Annotated in this window: 15 protein-coding genes; 6 read left to right on the top strand and 9 right to left on the bottom strand. The window is 67.0% G+C overall.

Going from position 1 to position 14,581, the window contains the following annotated elements:
- Nucleotides 1-85: 85 nt before the first annotated feature.
- Entirely contained in the window at nt 86-1,702 is a 1,617-nt protein-coding gene (locus ACQR2C_RS21735) for a flavin monoamine oxidase family protein (protein WP_434882073.1), read from the top strand.
- 25 nt (nt 1,703-1,727) lie between these two features.
- Nucleotides 1,728-3,446: an ATP-binding protein gene (locus ACQR2C_RS21740; protein WP_434882074.1), complete on the top strand. Its 1,719-nt coding sequence runs from the start codon at nt 1,728-1,730 to the stop codon at nt 3,444-3,446.
- Here the strand turns inward: ACQR2C_RS21740 and ACQR2C_RS21745 are convergent, their stop codons facing one another.
- Nucleotides 3,447-4,091, bottom strand: coding sequence for a glutathione S-transferase family protein (locus ACQR2C_RS21745; protein WP_316218643.1), 645 nt, complete (start codon nt 4,089-4,091; stop codon nt 3,447-3,449).
- Nucleotides 4,092-4,272: 181 nt separating this feature from the next.
- Between ACQR2C_RS21745 and ACQR2C_RS21750 the strand changes: the two genes are divergently transcribed.
- Nucleotides 4,273-4,722 carry a Rieske (2Fe-2S) protein gene (locus tag ACQR2C_RS21750; protein ID WP_434874158.1) on the top strand — a complete coding sequence of 150 codons (450 nt, stop codon included), beginning with the start codon at nt 4,273-4,275 and terminating at the stop codon, nt 4,720-4,722.
- 120 nt (nt 4,723-4,842) lie between these two features.
- Here the strand turns inward: ACQR2C_RS21750 and ACQR2C_RS21755 are convergent, their stop codons facing one another.
- The 6 genes from ACQR2C_RS21755 to ACQR2C_RS21780 all read right to left on the bottom strand — a co-directional run bounded on the left by ACQR2C_RS21755 (nt 4,843) and on the right by ACQR2C_RS21780 (nt 9,366).
- Entirely contained in the window at nt 4,843-5,085 is a 243-nt protein-coding gene (locus ACQR2C_RS21755) for a hypothetical protein (RefSeq protein ID WP_315804482.1), read from the bottom strand.
- Nucleotides 5,086-5,109: 24 nt separating this feature from the next.
- Nucleotides 5,110-5,424: a hypothetical protein gene (locus tag ACQR2C_RS21760; protein ID WP_316177992.1), complete on the bottom strand. Its 315-nt coding sequence runs from the start codon at nt 5,422-5,424 to the stop codon at nt 5,110-5,112.
- Nucleotides 5,421-6,164: an ankyrin repeat domain-containing protein gene (locus ACQR2C_RS21765; protein WP_434874177.1), complete on the bottom strand. Its 744-nt coding sequence runs from the start codon at nt 6,162-6,164 to the stop codon at nt 5,421-5,423. Before ACQR2C_RS21765 ends, ACQR2C_RS21760 begins: the two co-directional genes overlap by 4 nt.
- A gap of 65 nt (nt 6,165-6,229) precedes the next feature.
- Nucleotides 6,230-7,867 (bottom strand): nitroreductase family protein, encoded by a 1,638-nt coding sequence (locus ACQR2C_RS21770; protein ID WP_434874159.1) that lies wholly within the window; start codon nt 7,865-7,867, stop codon nt 6,230-6,232.
- A gap of 320 nt (nt 7,868-8,187) precedes the next feature.
- Nucleotides 8,188-8,391, bottom strand: coding sequence for a hypothetical protein (locus ACQR2C_RS21775; RefSeq protein ID WP_315804485.1), 204 nt, complete (start codon nt 8,389-8,391; stop codon nt 8,188-8,190).
- Between the two features lie 12 nt (nt 8,392-8,403).
- On the bottom strand, nt 8,404-9,366 hold the full coding sequence (locus ACQR2C_RS21780; RefSeq protein ID WP_316177996.1) for a PDR/VanB family oxidoreductase: 963 nt from the start codon (nt 9,364-9,366) through the stop codon (nt 8,404-8,406).
- 255 nt (nt 9,367-9,621) lie between these two features.
- Here ACQR2C_RS21780 and ACQR2C_RS21785 point away from each other — a divergent pair, with 255 nt between their 5' ends.
- Entirely contained in the window at nt 9,622-10,785 is a 1,164-nt protein-coding gene (locus ACQR2C_RS21785) for a PcfJ domain-containing protein (protein WP_315804487.1), read from the top strand.
- Between the two features lie 42 nt (nt 10,786-10,827).
- Here the strand turns inward: ACQR2C_RS21785 and ACQR2C_RS21790 are convergent, their stop codons facing one another.
- Nucleotides 10,828-12,108: a gallate dioxygenase gene (locus ACQR2C_RS21790; protein WP_434874160.1), complete on the bottom strand. Its 1,281-nt coding sequence runs from the start codon at nt 12,106-12,108 to the stop codon at nt 10,828-10,830.
- Between the two features lie 134 nt (nt 12,109-12,242).
- Here ACQR2C_RS21790 and ACQR2C_RS21795 point away from each other — a divergent pair, with 134 nt between their 5' ends.
- Together ACQR2C_RS21795 and ACQR2C_RS21800 are read left to right on the top strand one after the other, a co-directional pair.
- Nucleotides 12,243-13,148, top strand: a complete 906-nt coding sequence (locus ACQR2C_RS21795; RefSeq protein WP_315804489.1) for a LysR family transcriptional regulator — start codon at nt 12,243-12,245, stop codon at nt 13,146-13,148.
- Nucleotides 13,149-13,236: 88 nt separating this feature from the next.
- A complete protein-coding gene (locus ACQR2C_RS21800; protein WP_315804490.1) occupies nt 13,237-13,956 on the top strand; it encodes a class I SAM-dependent methyltransferase in 720 nt (239 codons plus the stop codon).
- 39 nt (nt 13,957-13,995) lie between these two features.
- Here ACQR2C_RS21800 and ACQR2C_RS21805 read toward each other — a convergent pair whose 3' ends face one another.
- Nucleotides 13,996-14,475, bottom strand: a complete 480-nt coding sequence (locus ACQR2C_RS21805; protein WP_315804491.1) for a VOC family protein — start codon at nt 14,473-14,475, stop codon at nt 13,996-13,998.
- Nucleotides 14,476-14,581 lie beyond the last annotated feature (106 nt).

Consider the following 14,581-nt stretch of genomic DNA (forward strand, 5'->3'; position numbering starts at 1 on the left):
CACACGCGCGCGCCTGCAAAAACTTGCAAGCTTTTTGCAGGACCCGGTCGAGACGCGATCGCAACGCATCAGCCGAGGTCCTGCCATGCTCGAAACGGCCATTGTCGGAGGTGGATTGTGCGGAATGGCACTCGCGCGCAGCCTGCAGCAGCGCGGCAGCACGTTCGCTTTGTTCGAAGCCCGACATCGCCTGGGCGGGCGGGTGCTGTCGGCCAGGAGCAAGGGCGGGCTTGCGCTGGACCTCGGCCCGACCTGGTTCTGGCCGGACACCCAGCCGCTGCTCGCCGGCCTGGTCGCGGAGCTCGGCCTGTCTGACTTTGCCCAGCACGATGATGGCACGCATCTTCATCTGAGAGAGGCGGACAAGCCGGCCGAGCAGATCGGCGGGCCGCCGGTCCACCAGGGCGCGCGCCGGCTCTCCGGCGGCATGGCGAAATTGATCGAGGCGCTGGCACGCGATCTGCCGCAGCCCTTTATCCATCTCGGCCATGAGCTGATGCGCATCGTCGACTGCGGCACGCATGTGCGGCTGATCTTCGCCACAGCAACGGAATCGGCCGCGATCGAGGCCAGGCGCGCCGTGCTCGCGCTGCCGCCGCGGCTGCTGATCGACCACGTCGGCTTCTTTCCCGAGCTGGACGACGCGACCTTCGAGGCGATGCGTGGCGCCGAGACCTGGATGGCGGCGCAGGCCAAGGTCGTGATCGCCTACGACCAGGCGCATTGGCGCGACCAGGGCCGGTCCGGCAATGCGTTCGTCAGCCACGAGCAGGCCGTGATCGGCGAGATCTTCGATGCCTGCGATGCGGGCGGCGACCGCGCTGCGCTCGGCGGCTTCCTCGCATTCTCGCCCGATCTGCGCGCGGCCTTCAGCGTCGGGCTGCCGTTGCTGATGGACAGCCAGATGGTGCAGTTGTTCGGCTCCGCGCTGGAAGGCGGCGAGCAGCACTACCAGGACTGGGCGGCCGAGCGCTTCACCTGCAGCGCACTGGATCGCACCACGCCACGCGGCGAGCACAGCGAGATCGCCAATCCGATGCTGCGGCGGGCGCTGTGGGACGGGCGGCTGTATCTTGGCGGCGCTGAAACCGCAAGCCACGCGGCCGGCTATCTCGAAGGCGCGCTGAACGCCGCCAGGCGCATCGAGCGCGCGATCGCCCGGGGCATCGGCGAGACCGCCGCGCCGCGCGCGGTCGCCGCGACCGGCGACGGGCTGTCGGGCAACGCCGCGAGCCTCGCCTGGTTCGGCGCCTGGGTCGCCGCGCAGCGTGACACCGCGTTCGACGACTATCGGCAGCGGCTCAATCGCGGCCTCGCCGCGCAGCAGCGCGAGCAACTGACCCAGCTCGCTCTTCTCGGAGCCACCGAGCAGGTGTTCGCTGCGGCGCTGCAGGTGCTGGACGCACTGACCTTCGACATGCGCGACGTTGCCGTCGAGCGCGGCCGCTCCGCCCTGATGCCGGAGATCCAGAAGCCGTTTCGCGATGTCATGCAGTCGCTGCTCGACGATGCCATAGCCTTCAACCGCACGTCCTGCGCGCTGTCGAACTTTCCGTTCGAGCACAAGCCGTCGAAGGATTATGTGCAGACGATCCTGCGCGACATCGCCGCCGCCTGGCAGGAATTCTCGCTCGCCGCGAACCGCCTGCTGCTGGCGAAGGCGGACGCGGCGATGCGCCCGCCGACGAGAGTGCCGTCGTGAGTGGGACGGCATCGAGGTACGCAACATGAAGCTGCAGATCGAACGTCCCACCATCGAGGAGATGGCGGCGGCCTTTCCGCACCTCGCCTCGCTGAAGGAGCAGTTGCGCTTCGGCGACAGGGTCGAGGTCGACGTGGCGCAGCTCGCGACCGCCGAGCTCGACTTCCTGCGCGACAGCTACCAGAAGGCCGGTCCCGAATGGCACGCCCGTGCGGCGCAGATCGCGACCCTGCAGCGCGCCTTTGCCGATTCCGGCGCCCGCTTCGCCGAGCACGAGCTGGAATCGGTACTGCCGGCGATTGCGCGCTACCTGATCTCGGGCGCCATCCGCGGCTGGATGTTCACCGCCAACGTCGCCAGCCGTCCGTTGCCCTATGTCGTGACGCGGCTCGACTACACGGCGCCGTCGAACGACGAGGCCGGCCGTGTCTTCATCGAGCTCAAGGCCAATGCCAAGGGCGCGATCACAACGTCCACCTTGCGCATCTCCGCCGGCGACATCGTCGGCAGGACGGTCGCCGAGATCTTCGCCGCCAAGGGCTTCCTCAAGGAGACGCCCGAGCTGATATCCGCCTACGATGAGACGGCCGAGCGGTACTTCGCCTGGCGCGGCCGCTATGGCGCGCAGTTCTCCGGCCGCGGCATCGGCTTCTTCGCCGATGATCCGAACTCCTCGCATCGCGACATGGACTGGTCGCGCAAGGACGTGATCGTGCTGTCGTCGGGCGGCGGCAGCGCGCGCCTCGTCAACGACGAGGGCGTTCTCACCGAGCGGGCGCTGACGCTCGAGGTCACCGGCGACATTCTCGGGCAGTACCTGCGCAAGGCCGCCAAGAGCAATCTCTATGATGCCGAGCAGGAGGTCGCGGACTCCAGGGCGGCGATCCCGAAGGGCCTCTTCTGCAAGATCCCCGTCCATCCCTACATGCTGATGTTCCATCTCGACCTGCACCATTATCTCTGGGTGCACGCCGACGACATGGTGCCTTACGCCTATCAGCCCGAGCTCAAGCAGAAGCTGGTGCTGCCGGAGGAGCAGACCGACCTGATCGACATTCTCACGGCCGAGATGGACCTGCTGATGGACGACATCGTCGCCGGCAAGTCGGGCGGCACTACGGTGCTGTGCGCAGGCCCGCCCGGGGTCGGCAAGACGCTGACGGCGGAGGTCTACGCCGAGATCATCGGGCGGCCGCTCTATCGCGTGCATTCCGGCCAGCTCGGGCTGAACGTCGCGGCAATGGAGGGCGCGCTGAAGGATGCGCTGACCCGGGCGCAGCGCTGGGGCGCGGTCATGCTGATCGACGAGGCCGACGTCTACATCAAGCGGCGCGAGGACGACATGACGATGAATGCCGTCGTCGGCGTGTTCCTGCGCGTGCTGGAATATTTCAATGGGCTGTTGTTCCTCACGACGAACCGCATCGACGACATCGACGAAGCCATCGTGTCGCGCTGCATTGCGTTGATCAAGTTCCAGGCGCCGGACGCCGCAGCGCGCGGCCGGATCTGGCGGGTGATGTGCGAGCAGTTCGGCTTGAAGATCGACGCCGGCCTGGTGGAGCTGCTGGTGGAGACGTTCCCGGGTGCCTCGGGCCGCGACATCAAGGGGCTGGCCAAGCTGGTCGCCAAATACTGCCACCACAAGGGCGTCGGTCCGACCATCGAGGTCTTCCGCCGCTGCGCCATCTTCCGCGGCATCGATCTCGGAGACCACGCGCTGCTGCCGGAAGCCGCGGAGTAGTCACGGCGTCGTCGTCTTCCCCAGCGTCGCCGGATTGTAGCCTTCCTCGCGCAGCACCCGCTGCACGACCGGCCGCGCCAGCATCCGCCGGTAGTGCGCGAGCAGGTTGGCCGGCAGCGCAATGCCGGTCTTGTCGGCCCAGAACGCGACGTAGAACAGGATCGGATCCGCCACGGAGAATTCGCCGCCGAGATAGGGCCGCGTGCCGAGCATCTTGTCGAGCACTGCGAAGCCTTTCACGACGATGTTGCGGCCGAGCGCGCGCACGGACTCCTGGTCGGCCTCGTTGCGGCTGAAGGTCGGCGTCGCAAAAATGCGCGCGAAGCCGTGGCCATGCACGGTACCGGCAATGTAGCTCATGGCTTCGAGCAGCCGCGTTTCGGTCTCGATATCCGAAGGCCATAATCCGGCGCGTGGCCGCGAGCGGCCGAGCCAATAGGCGATCGCCGGCACTTCCGTCAGCACACTGCCGTCGCTGCGCACCAGCGCCGGAATCGTCGATTTCGGGTTGATGGCCACATAATCGGGTTTGAAATTGTCTCCGGCCGGGAGATTGACGATATGGGCCTCGAACACCTCCTCGAGCTCTTCGAGGATGATGTGGATGCCGGTCGAGCACGATCCCGGCGTCATATACAACTTCATCGTGGCCATCATTGTCTCCAAGCCGACATCGCGCGCGCAGGCGGCATGCTTCATGCAAGGATCGGGACAGATCGAGAGTGACGCGCCGAGGCCCGCCAGTTCGGGCCGCTGCCGTCAGGTTTGCGACAGGAGACTCTTCACGGTCCCGCAGCTCCGTCGCCTCGTTGAGGGAGCGTCGCGCATGACGGAACGTGAGCCGGAAGTCTTCGTCATCTGTCCGACGACGAGCATCGCGCCGGCTGAAGCCAGGGCGTTCAGCCTGTCGCGGATCGGCGACAATGGCGAGGCGCGGCCGTTTCCGATCGTGATCATCCATACCGTGTCCGGCGGCTTCGTCGGCTATGTCAACAGCTGCCCGCACGAAGGCAAATGGCTGAACATCGGCAGCGGCCAATTCTTCAACGCGGAGCGCACGATGCTGCGCTGTGGCCGCCATGGCGCGATCTTCGAGATCGACACCGGATTGTGTACCAGCGGTGATTGCGAGGGCCAGAGCCTGGAGCCGATCGCGCTCGCGGTCATCGACGGCGAGGTCTGCCTGTGCGGCGTCGCGCTGGTGGAGGATACGAGCTTTCCCGATCCGTTCGATGATCTCGACGAGACCATGGAGATCATGATCCATCCCGAGTGAGGCATTCTTCCATCCGCCCGTCATTGCGTGGAGCGGGGGTGACGAAGCAATCCAGGGCCGCGCGCGTGGTCGTGGATTGCTTCGCTGCGCTCGCAACGACGTCGTCACGGTGATGGGGGCTCAGAACCCATCCGCCTTCGCGCCCCACGGATGACTTCCGGGCACCAGCGGCGCCTTGATGCCGGCTTTCTCGACATCGGCCTTGGTCTTGAAGAACGTCGCCTCGTGCACCAGCGTGCCGTTCTTCGTCGTCACCGCGACATAGCGCGCGACCGTGTCGATGTCGCACAGATAGCCGCCGCCGGGATCGGCGGCGCTGCGCAGATTGCCGTCCCAGTCCACGAAGAAGCCGTCACTCGACATCTCGAACTCCATCTCGTCGTTGATTCAGGTTTCGGGTTGATCGGCGACCAGTTGCGCATAGGCGCGCTCCACGATCGCCCGGCATTGCAGCAGGCGCTGATGCTCGGCCTTGCCGATGCTTATCGTCTCATCGCCGGAGTCGGCTGCGGTCGTCGCCGCCTGCAGCGCATCGAACAGGGCCTTCTCGAGCTGATAGATGCGCTCGCTGGCGCGCTCCAGATAGGGAATGGGATTGGCGCGGACATTGGCCTCGTGCAGCGCATCGAGGCTGAGCAGCGTGCGAAACCGGCGTTCGACCTGGCGCTGCTGCATGCCGAAATCGTGCTCGATGACGCTCATGGCCGGGCCTCGGGCGCGGCCGCCTTCGACGCCGCCGCTTTGGCGGCGCGGCGCAGCAAGGTGAGGCATTCGAGCGAGGCGGCCATGTCGAGCGCGGAAAAGCCGTCCAGCGTCTCGGTGCTGATGTCCGCGCCCTTGGCCAGCAGATGCGCGACCATTTCGGCCTTGCCGGAGGACGACGCATACATCAGCGCGGTGGCACCATTGTCGTTGCTGTTGTCGAGATCGATGCCGGCCTCGACCAGCGCGTCGATGGCGGCGAGATGCCGGCCGACGCAGGCGAGCCACACTGCGTTGTTGCCGTCGGCGTTCCTGGCGGTGACGTCGGCGCCGGCAGCGAGCAGCTCGCGGATGACGGCGACGTTGCCGAGATGTGCCGCCTTCATCAGCGGCGTGGTGCGATTGGCGATGATGGCGTCGACGTCGTCGGCGGGAAAGCCCTCGGCGGCGAGCCACGCCGCCAGGGCCGGACCGACGTTCGCCGCGTCGCTCCGCGCGGGATAACGCTGGCGCCACGCCTCATAGCCGCCGTCGAGGCTATAGACCTCCGCGAAGCCGAAATCGGAGAAGGTCTGCGCATACTCCTGGCTGGCATTGCCGTGATAGCAGTAGATCAGGATCGGCGTGCGCTTGGTCGTGCCGGCGATGATTTCGGAGAGATTGCGCTGGGTGAGATGCCGCGCGCCGGGCAAATGCGCAGTGTCGAACGAGGCGGGGTCGCGGACGTCGAAGCGCAGCACGTCGTCGCGCTGCAGCAGCTCGGCCGCGTGGTCGACGTCGATGCGCTGGAACGGAATGCGCGGTCTCATCGCAGGTCTCCCGCTTCGTTGCGTGTGCGGCCCGGATAGGCGGCCAGTGTCGTGATGCGGTCATCGGTCAGGGCACGGCCGACGGTGAAGTGGTAGAGCGTCTGGAAATCGGCTGCGACGACGCCGAGCATCTCGTGCACGGAGTCGTCGAAGAAGCAGCCGATGCCGGTGCCGCGCAGGCCCGCCGCTTCGGCTTCAAGGTAGAGTACGTGGCCGATCAGGCCGGCCTCCCAATGCAGTTGCCGATAGCGCCACGGATGGTCGCTCACGGCAGGCGTGAACTCGGCGAGCATCGCCATCGCAAAGCAGCTATCGCCCGCGATCGCCTGGTGACAGCTCGCGGTGCGGATCACGCCGCGGCTGTCGGTCGGCAGCAGCCGGAACAACGGCAGATGGTCGGCTGCGCGCTCGACGTGCTGCCAGTCGAAGTCGGGACGCAGCGCGCGCCGCAGGCTGCTCTCCGCCTCGCCGTTGCGCGGTAGCGCATAGAGCCCGGGCGTGAGGCCGTCGACGCGGTGGACGAACAGCAGCGGATGCAGCCGTGGCGCGAATGGCCAGGCGGTCCATGGCGGCGCGGCGCGCGGCAGCAGCGCGTCGAGAAGGTGAAGGAACGCTGCGAGGTCCATCGTGAATCTGGCGTCGAAGCGCTGCGCGCTGCGCCGGCTGAGAATGAGCTCGGCCGCGCGCGCGCCTGACCGCCGCGGCAGCGGCGGGCACTGCGACGGAACGGAGACCGCATCCTGCGCCGCACCGGCCGTGGCCGTGCTCACCTCGGGAATGACGGGCCAGCGATAGAGCGGATGGCGATCGAGCCGGTTCGCCTGGCCCTTCCAACTGTCGTCGATCTTGGCCGGCGATGGCATCGGCGGCCGCGAGCGCGCATCGCGCGGCACGATCGCGAGCAGCACATCGGCGTCCTCGGTCTCGACGCCGGCGAAATCATCCGCGCGATCGAGTCCCATCAGTGCCGCGAGTTGCGCGCTGTCGATGCCGTCGATCACGTGCGCGCTCCAGCCTAGCCCAGCGGCGGCGTAGCTGACGGCGCCGATCGCATGTCCGAGGTCGAGCTGGCAGTAGCGGAACGCGCGCTCGCCATATTTCCACGCCTCGCGCCAATGGATCGAGGACAGCGCGAGCCGCAGTCGCGGCTCGCCGGGCGATGTCCTGCCGCGACGGCAACGTTGCTCAAGCGCGTGATCGCGGCTGACATAGTGGTGAAGACCGTCGCTGAGCCCCGGCACGTTCTCCGCGATGACATAGGCCTCGGTCGGATGCAGATTGCCGCTGGAGGGATTGCAGCGCAGCGCCCAGCGGTCCGGGCCAAGCTCCTTCCATGCGGCCAGTCCGAACGACAGCTCCAGCAGGAGCGCGATGCCGTCGATCGTGAACGGATGGATCGGCGCCGTCCCGCTGCAGGCGTCGGCGAAGCTCGCGGCGAGACGATCGGAGGTCAGCGGCAGATTGATGCGCGGGCTGCCGGCGAATTCGCGGAACGGATTGGGCTGCGCATCCCAGTCCAACGTCTCCGGCCCCGCGGCATAGCGCTTGAGACTATGCTTGGTGCGGGCGTGATAGGCCAACGCGATGTCGGCGGCGGCAGGGACCTCAGCCGCGCTGGACGGTGACAAGGACATGGCTCCTCACAAGGCGCGACAGGTGAGTTGCCGCGCATGTTGGGTGGTCGCTCGCGACCGGATGCAGCTGAGCAAATTCCGTTCCGGATAGCTGCGACGGCCTTCCCGTCGTCATTCCGGGATGTGCCCATTTGGGCGCAGGCCCGGAATCCATAACCACGGCCAGAGGGTCGGGATTCCGGGCTTGCCGCTGTGCGTCGCCTCCGGAATGACAGTGGGAAATAGCGGGCGCGCCAAATTGAATGCTGCGTGAAGGCATCGCTGCGCGCTGATCGCGTGCGATTCCAGACAACGCTTTCAGCGCTGTCCGATTCTCGACATCAATGCCGGTGCGCGCCGGCCGATGCGCTGGCGTCGATCAGCACGGTGACCTTGGCCGCGATCGACAGCCACGCCCGATGCGCGGCGAGCTTGTGGCCGAGCTTGAAGCTGTCGGCCATGCGGGCCGCGAACGCCGGCCCCTCGGTCCCGTGCTGTTGGGCGATGATCCACGCGGTCTGCCACAGATCGGTCTCGCTGGTCACGGCGGATGCCTGCTAGAGATCGAGCACCAGCCGGTCGCCCTTGGCGCGCGACACGCACGGCAGGAAATAGCCCTCGGCGCGCTGGGCCGCGGAGAGGCGCTTGTCGCGATGATCGATCTCGCCGTCGATCACCCGTGTCTTGCAGGTGCCGCACATCCCTTGCTCGCAGGAGGTCGCGATCTTGACGCCGTTCTCCTCGAGAAAGGCGGTGACGGTCTTGTCGCCGGGGATCTTGAAGGTCGCGCCGGTGCTCTTGATGGTGACGTCGAACACCTTGTCGAGCAGCGCGGCCGCCGCCTTGGCGGTGAACCGCTCGACATGGATGCGCTCCTCGGCAAAGCCCTTCTGCCTGGCGAGCGCGATGATCGGATCCATCCACCAGTCGACGCCGCAGATGAACAGTTGCGTGTCGTCGGGCCGGTCGGCCAGCAGCTCGGCGGCCTTCAGCAACTGATTGTCCTCGCTGGATTCCTTGTAGTATCTGGTGTCTTCGGCGAAACGCGACGCCTCGATGGTGCCGCGGAACGAGTCCGGCGACATCAGCGCGAACACGTAGTGCAGCTCGAACGGGATGGTCTTGGCCTTCAGCGTGTCGGCGATCGACAGGATCGGCGTCACGCCGATGCCGCGCGCCACGAGCAAGGCGCGCTTGGTGTCCTTGGGGATCTTGAAGCGGTTGCGCGGGCGGCTGACCTGCAGCCGGTCGCCCTCGTTGATGTCGAGATGCAGCGCCTTGGAGCCGCCGCGGCTGTTGCCGTCCTTCCACACGCCGATGCAGTAGCGGTTGCGCTCTGAGGCGCTGTTCAGCAGTGAATATTGCCGCGTCAGTCCATTCGGCAATGTGACGTCGATATGGCTGCCGGGGGTGAAGCCCGGCAGCGGCTGATCGTCCGCCGGAACGAGCTCGAACGAGGCCATGTTGTGCGCCTCGATGGCCTTCTTGGCCACGACGACCGTGTGCAGGCTGTCGGACATCTGACAACTCCATCTTGCGAGCCGGCTCATGAGAAACCGATGCAAGGGCGAGGCCAAACCGCGTTCGCCGCGGAGCGCGGCGGCTTTTCCGCTTGTGCTCGCTGCAGATTGGATGTATCAGCGTCGCCCGTTTCAACCCCGACGGTGTTCAACGCGAGAGGCCATCAGCCATGTCGAATCCACTGTGCGCGACACGATCCGTGCCGACGCCCGCAGTGCGTCCGGCTGATAGTTTCTCGATCATGTTGAACGACAATGGCAAAGTCATCGATTGCACGACGGCAGGAGGCCGAGCGCGCGCGGGTTGAAGCCTATGAGCTGACGCTGCGCCGCGCGGCACGGCCGACGCGGCCGCCGCCGGATCTGCACAACGCGATCCGCGAGGCGGGGCGTGGCTTCGAAGCCGACATCATCCGGGATCCCGAGAGCTGGAAGCCGCAGCTCAAGACGCGCGATGCCGCGCGCCTGCGGCTGGCGGCGGCGCGGCATCTGTTCGCGCGCTATCCCGTGCCTTCGCATCTGGAGCAGATCTGGATCGAGGCGTCGGGGCTCGGCCACGACGAGATCGTCCGTCGCAAGCGCTGGTACATCGCGGCAGCCGGTGGCGGCTCGCTGTACAAGGCTGGCGCGTCGGCGTTCCTGTCGCGAAAGGAGGTTCACGGCTTCCTCCATCCTTTCGGGCAGGTCGGCTTCGACGAGGCGATCTGGCAGGCGATCGCGCGGTCCTACACGGGCGATCCGGCGATCGTGTCGCGGATCACCCGGTCCCGGATCGCGCGGACGCCGCGCGGCGAGCACGCGTTCTGGCGCGAGGCGGCGCAGTTCTTCTGCGCGCAGCCGACCACCGTCGAGGAGATCGACGATCTCTGCGACTACATCGCCGATCGTCGCCGGCGCGAGCGGGCGTTCAGCCTCAAGGGCCGCTCGCTCGCGGCGCTGCGCCGGCTGGCGCGGGAATGGCACCGCGATCTCGCGGTGATCGCCCGCATCGAGGCGGCGCGCCGGCGTGCCGAGATGGCGCGTCACCGTTCGGCAGCGCAGGCGGCGGAGCTTGCGGCGCATTGGCCGGGCGCGCAACTCGCGGACTGGTCGTGGAGTCCGTCGGCCAAGGCCTTCGCCAAGCGTGACGAATATGTGATCACGCAGCTGCGGACCGCGGAGGACCTCGTCGCTGAGTCCAGGGCCATGCGTCACTGCGTGTCGAGCTACGCGACGAGGTGCATCGCCGGCCATTCCTCGATCTGGTCGCTGCGGCATCGCCATGGCGGCGCGGCGCAGCGGCTGCTGACGATCGAGCTCGATCGGCAGCGTCGCGCGGTGCAGGTGCGTGGCTTCGCCAACCGCGTGGCTCACGCCGGTGAGCGCAAGGTGCTGGAGCGCTGGGCCAAGGCGCGCGGCATCGACCTGCCGGAGACATGATCTGCGTCGCCCGTTCCGGGCGGCGCAGGTCGTGCGCGCCAGTCAATGCGCGTCGATCTCATCCGCCTTGGCGCCGCCGGCGACGGAATAGCGCATCGGCACCTTGCGGGTCTTGAGGAACGCCTCCAGGGTCTCGCCGCGGAAGGCTGCGTAGACCTCCGGGTTGGAGACGCCGATCACCGCGGCCATCTTCTCCAGCACGAAGAAGCTGACGCCCCGCCTGATCATCTCGATCCAGCGGCGGTTCTTGATGAGCTCGCGCTCCTCGCCCGTGAGCTCGTACTCGTCCGCGAGCGCGTCGAATTCCTCAACAAATCTCTTGCGATGCGCGGGGATCACGAGCCGGTGCAGGAAGTCGTTGATGCGGAAATTGGCCTGGCTGCGGCGATGCGTGAACGGATAGGTGCCAGCCAGCGTCTCGGCGCCCGCGAGCTCGTGTCCGATATGCGCGCGATAGGTCGCGACCTCCCGCGGATCCGGCGCGCCGCCGAGATCCTCGAACACCAGGGTCGCGATGTTGGTCACCGACGGCGCGTAGGTCTGCCTGTGCACGAGCCTCACCTCGTCCGACAGCGCACCACGCATGATCAGCCACATGATCACCTCGGCGCCTTCCATGCCCCCCTTGACCGCATAATCGGCGATCCGCATCGCCGTGAGCCGCTCCGGGTCCTTTTCCAGCAGATCGAGGAATTCGTTGTCCCAGTCCTCGTTGAGAAAGCCGGCACGCTCGCCATGCACCTGGTGCGACAGCCCGCCGGTGGCGAAGATGGCGACTTTCAGATCCTCCGGATAGCTCTCGATCGCCTTGCGCAGCGTCTTGCCCAGCTTCCACATCCGCTTCGCATTGGGGATCGGCAGCTGCAGCACGCCGACCTGAAGCGGCACCACGCGGCCCGGCCACGGGCCGCTGGCATCGCCCATCATCGACAGCGGCGACAGCAGGCCGTGATCGACCGGCTTGCCCTGGAAGAACGACATGTCGAACTCGTCGGCGACCATCGCCATCGCAATGTGCTGCGACAGGCCGAGATGCCCCTTCGCCGGCGGCACGTCGCGCGGTCCGCCGCCCTCGTCGGCCGCGACATAGCGGTCGTCTATGCCGAGCGCGAACGCCGAGTAGTGATCGAAGAAGAACGAGGTGATGTGATCATTGTAGATCATGAACAGGACGTCGATGTCCTTGCGCTTCACCCAGTCGCGCACCGCCGCGAAGCCGTCGAAGATCGGCTTCCAGGCCGGGTCGCTCTGCTTGTTGGTGTCGAGTGCGAAGCCGATGGTGGGCGAGTGCGATGCGCCGATGCCGCCGATGATCCGGGCCATGTGTCCCTCCGCGAAATGGGCCGCGGCTGACTGTTACCCGCGGCCGCGCCGGGGCCGACCTTACGAAGTTTCCCCTGCTAGACAATCATGCTAATGTGCACAGATCGTTTCTCTCGACGAACGAGAGCCCTAGGATGAAATGGCGGATCGAGGACATTCCGGTGTTCCATGCGGTGGTGGCGACCGGCGGCATGACCGGTGCCGCGCGGTCGCTGGGCATGCCGAAATCCTCGGTCAGCAAATCGGTCGCCCGGCTCGAGCAGGACCTCGGCATCCGGCTGTTCGACCGCAACTCGCGGCGCGTCCGGGTGACCCGCGAGGGCGAGCTGTTCTTCCAGCAATGTCAGAAGATCCTGGACCAGGTCTCGGAGGCCGACGCGGTCATGACCGGGCTCTCCGGCGTCCCCAGCGGCCGGCTCTCGGTGGCGCTGCCGCCGGCGTTCTGCGAGGAGATCCTGGCGCCGCAGCTCGCCGAATTCCACCGCCGCTATCCCCGGATCGAGCTCGACGTCGAGGCGACGACGCGCGCGATCGACATGCTGGCCGACCGCTTCGACATCGCGGTCGTGGTCGGCGTGCAGGAGAATTCCGAGCTGGCGCAGAAGGTGCTGATCGGCGGCCGCCTGATCTGGGTGACCAGCCCCGCTTATCTCGCCGCGCACGACATCGGCGAGGACGTCCGCGCGCTTGAGCGCCATCTCATGATCTGCGAGCGCCGCTACGGCGACCGCACCCTGGTGATCAAGCAGCATGGTCATCTCGTCCGCTTCGACGTCGGGGCGCATGTCGCCCGCATCAACAATCCGCTGGCGGTGCGCCGCGCCGTCGCCCACGGCGCCGGCATTTCCTTTCTGCCGGAGCACTATTGCGTCGAGCTGCTCGGCGAGGGCCGGCTCGTCGAGATCGGCAGGGGGGTCGTGTTCGACACCCGCGCCGCGCAGCTCACCGCGATCTTTCCGAGCCGCAAGCTGATCTCCTCGCGCGCCCGCGCCTTCCTCGATTTTCTCGAGGAGATCTGCAGCCCGTCCGCGCGCGGTTGAGCGGGCTGCTGCCAAAACGTCACATGACAGGCCCCGGAAAGAGGTCTAAGACGCGCGGCTCTTGAGTTGACCCCTTACGAGAGCCGCCATGAATCTGCGCCAGCAATGGGAAGATCAGGCCGCCCAGTGGCTCGCCTGGGCGAGGGCGCCGGGCCATGACAGCTTCTGGCGCCATCATCGCGAGCAGTTCACCAGCCTGCTGCCGGGGCCGGGTGCGCTGACGCTCGACATCGGCTGCGGCGAGGGCCGGTTGTCGCGTCATCTCAACGCCTCGGGGCACAGGGTGATCGGCATCGACGCTTCGCCCTCGCTGATCGCGGCGGCGCGCGCCGCCGATCCCGCCATCTCCGTCGTGCGCGCCGATGCGGCATCGCTGCCGCTGGCCGATGCCTGCGCCGATCTCGCGATCGCCTTCATGTCGCTGCAGGACGTCGATGCGATGCCGGCCGCAGTGCGCGAGGCGGCGCGAGTGCTGAGGCCCGGCGGCCGGCTGTGCATGGCGATCGTCCATCCGCTCAATTCGGCCGGCCGCTTCGCCAGCCTGGCGCCGGACGCGCCGTTCGTGATCCAGGGGAGCTACCTGGACTCCTTCAACTACAGCGATCCGATGGAGCGCGACGGCTTCAGCATCATCTTTCACAGCGCGCATCGTCCTCTGCAGCGCTATTTTGCGGCGTTGGAGGAGGCGGGCTTCCTGATCGAGGCGCTGCGCGAGCCGTCGATCCCCGAAGCGGCGATCACCCGCGACAGCAGCCGGCGCTGGCTGCGCGTGCCGCTGTTCCTCCATCTGCGCTGCCTGCGCCCGTAGGGCCGGAACGCCGCGACGCGCTCCGGCTTCGCGCGGGCGTCACCCGCGCCGGGCCGCCTCGATTGCTGCAACGTCGATCTTCTTCATCGTCATCATCGCGCCGAAGACGCGCTTGGCGGCGGCGCCGCCTTCGGTCATCGCATCGGTGAGCGCGCGCGGCGTGATCTGCCAGGAGATGCCCCATTTGTCCTTGCACCAGCCGCACTGGCTTTCCTGGCCGCCATTGCCGACGATGGCAGTCCAATAGCGGTCCGTCTCCGCCTGATCATCGGTGGCGATCTGGAACGAGAAGGATTCGTTGTGGGTGAACGCAGGTCCGCCATTGAGGCCGAGACAGGGGATGCCGCAGACGGTGAATTCCACCGTGAGCACGTCGCCAGCCTTGCCGGAAGGGTAGTCACCCGGCGCGCGATGGACTGCCGTCACTTTGCTGTCCGGAAACAGCTCGGCGTAGAAGCGCGCGGCGGCCTCTGCGTCCTTGTCGAACCACAGACAGATCGTGTTCTTGGGCTTTGCCATGGCAGGGCTTCCTTCCATTTCAGTGCAGGCCGCGCGCTGGTTCACGACGCGGCGCTCGGGGTTGTGATCGCGCCGGCTCGTCGCGATCCGGCTTGATCCAAGGACG

It is taken from the genome of Bradyrhizobium sp. HKCCYLRH3061, assembly GCF_051168015.1.
In the GTDB taxonomy this organism is placed as follows: Bacteria; Pseudomonadota; Alphaproteobacteria; order Rhizobiales; family Xanthobacteraceae; genus Bradyrhizobium.

Excerpts from the sequence above, each read along its gene's own strand:
- ACQR2C_RS21770 (WP_434874159.1), bottom strand. The coding sequence starts at position 7,867 with ATGTCCTTGTCACCGTCCAGCGCGGCTGAGGTCCCTGCCGCCGCCGAC.
- ACQR2C_RS21750 (WP_434874158.1), top strand. The coding sequence starts at position 4,273 with ATGACGGAACGTGAGCCGGAAGTCTTCGTCATCTGTCCGACGACGAGC.
- ACQR2C_RS21795 (WP_315804489.1), top strand. The coding sequence starts at position 12,243 with ATGAAATGGCGGATCGAGGACATTCCGGTGTTCCATGCGGTGGTGGCG.
- ACQR2C_RS21790 (WP_434874160.1), bottom strand. The coding sequence starts at position 12,108 with ATGGCCCGGATCATCGGCGGCATCGGCGCATCGCACTCGCCCACCATC.
- ACQR2C_RS21785 (WP_315804487.1), top strand. The coding sequence starts at position 9,622 with ATGGCAAAGTCATCGATTGCACGACGGCAGGAGGCCGAGCGCGCGCGG.
- ACQR2C_RS21800 (WP_315804490.1), top strand. The coding sequence starts at position 13,237 with ATGAATCTGCGCCAGCAATGGGAAGATCAGGCCGCCCAGTGGCTCGCC.
- ACQR2C_RS21755 (WP_315804482.1), bottom strand. The coding sequence starts at position 5,085 with ATGTCGAGTGACGGCTTCTTCGTGGACTGGGACGGCAATCTGCGCAGC.
- ACQR2C_RS21805 (WP_315804491.1), bottom strand. The coding sequence starts at position 14,475 with ATGGCAAAGCCCAAGAACACGATCTGTCTGTGGTTCGACAAGGACGCA.
- ACQR2C_RS21740 (WP_434882074.1), top strand. The coding sequence starts at position 1,728 with ATGAAGCTGCAGATCGAACGTCCCACCATCGAGGAGATGGCGGCGGCC.
- ACQR2C_RS21760 (WP_316177992.1), bottom strand. The coding sequence starts at position 5,424 with ATGAGCGTCATCGAGCACGATTTCGGCATGCAGCAGCGCCAGGTCGAA.
- ACQR2C_RS21745 (WP_316218643.1), bottom strand. The coding sequence starts at position 4,091 with ATGAAGTTGTATATGACGCCGGGATCGTGCTCGACCGGCATCCACATC.
- ACQR2C_RS21780 (WP_316177996.1), bottom strand. The coding sequence starts at position 9,366 with ATGTCCGACAGCCTGCACACGGTCGTCGTGGCCAAGAAGGCCATCGAG.
- ACQR2C_RS21735 (WP_434882073.1), top strand. The coding sequence starts at position 86 with ATGCTCGAAACGGCCATTGTCGGAGGTGGATTGTGCGGAATGGCACTC.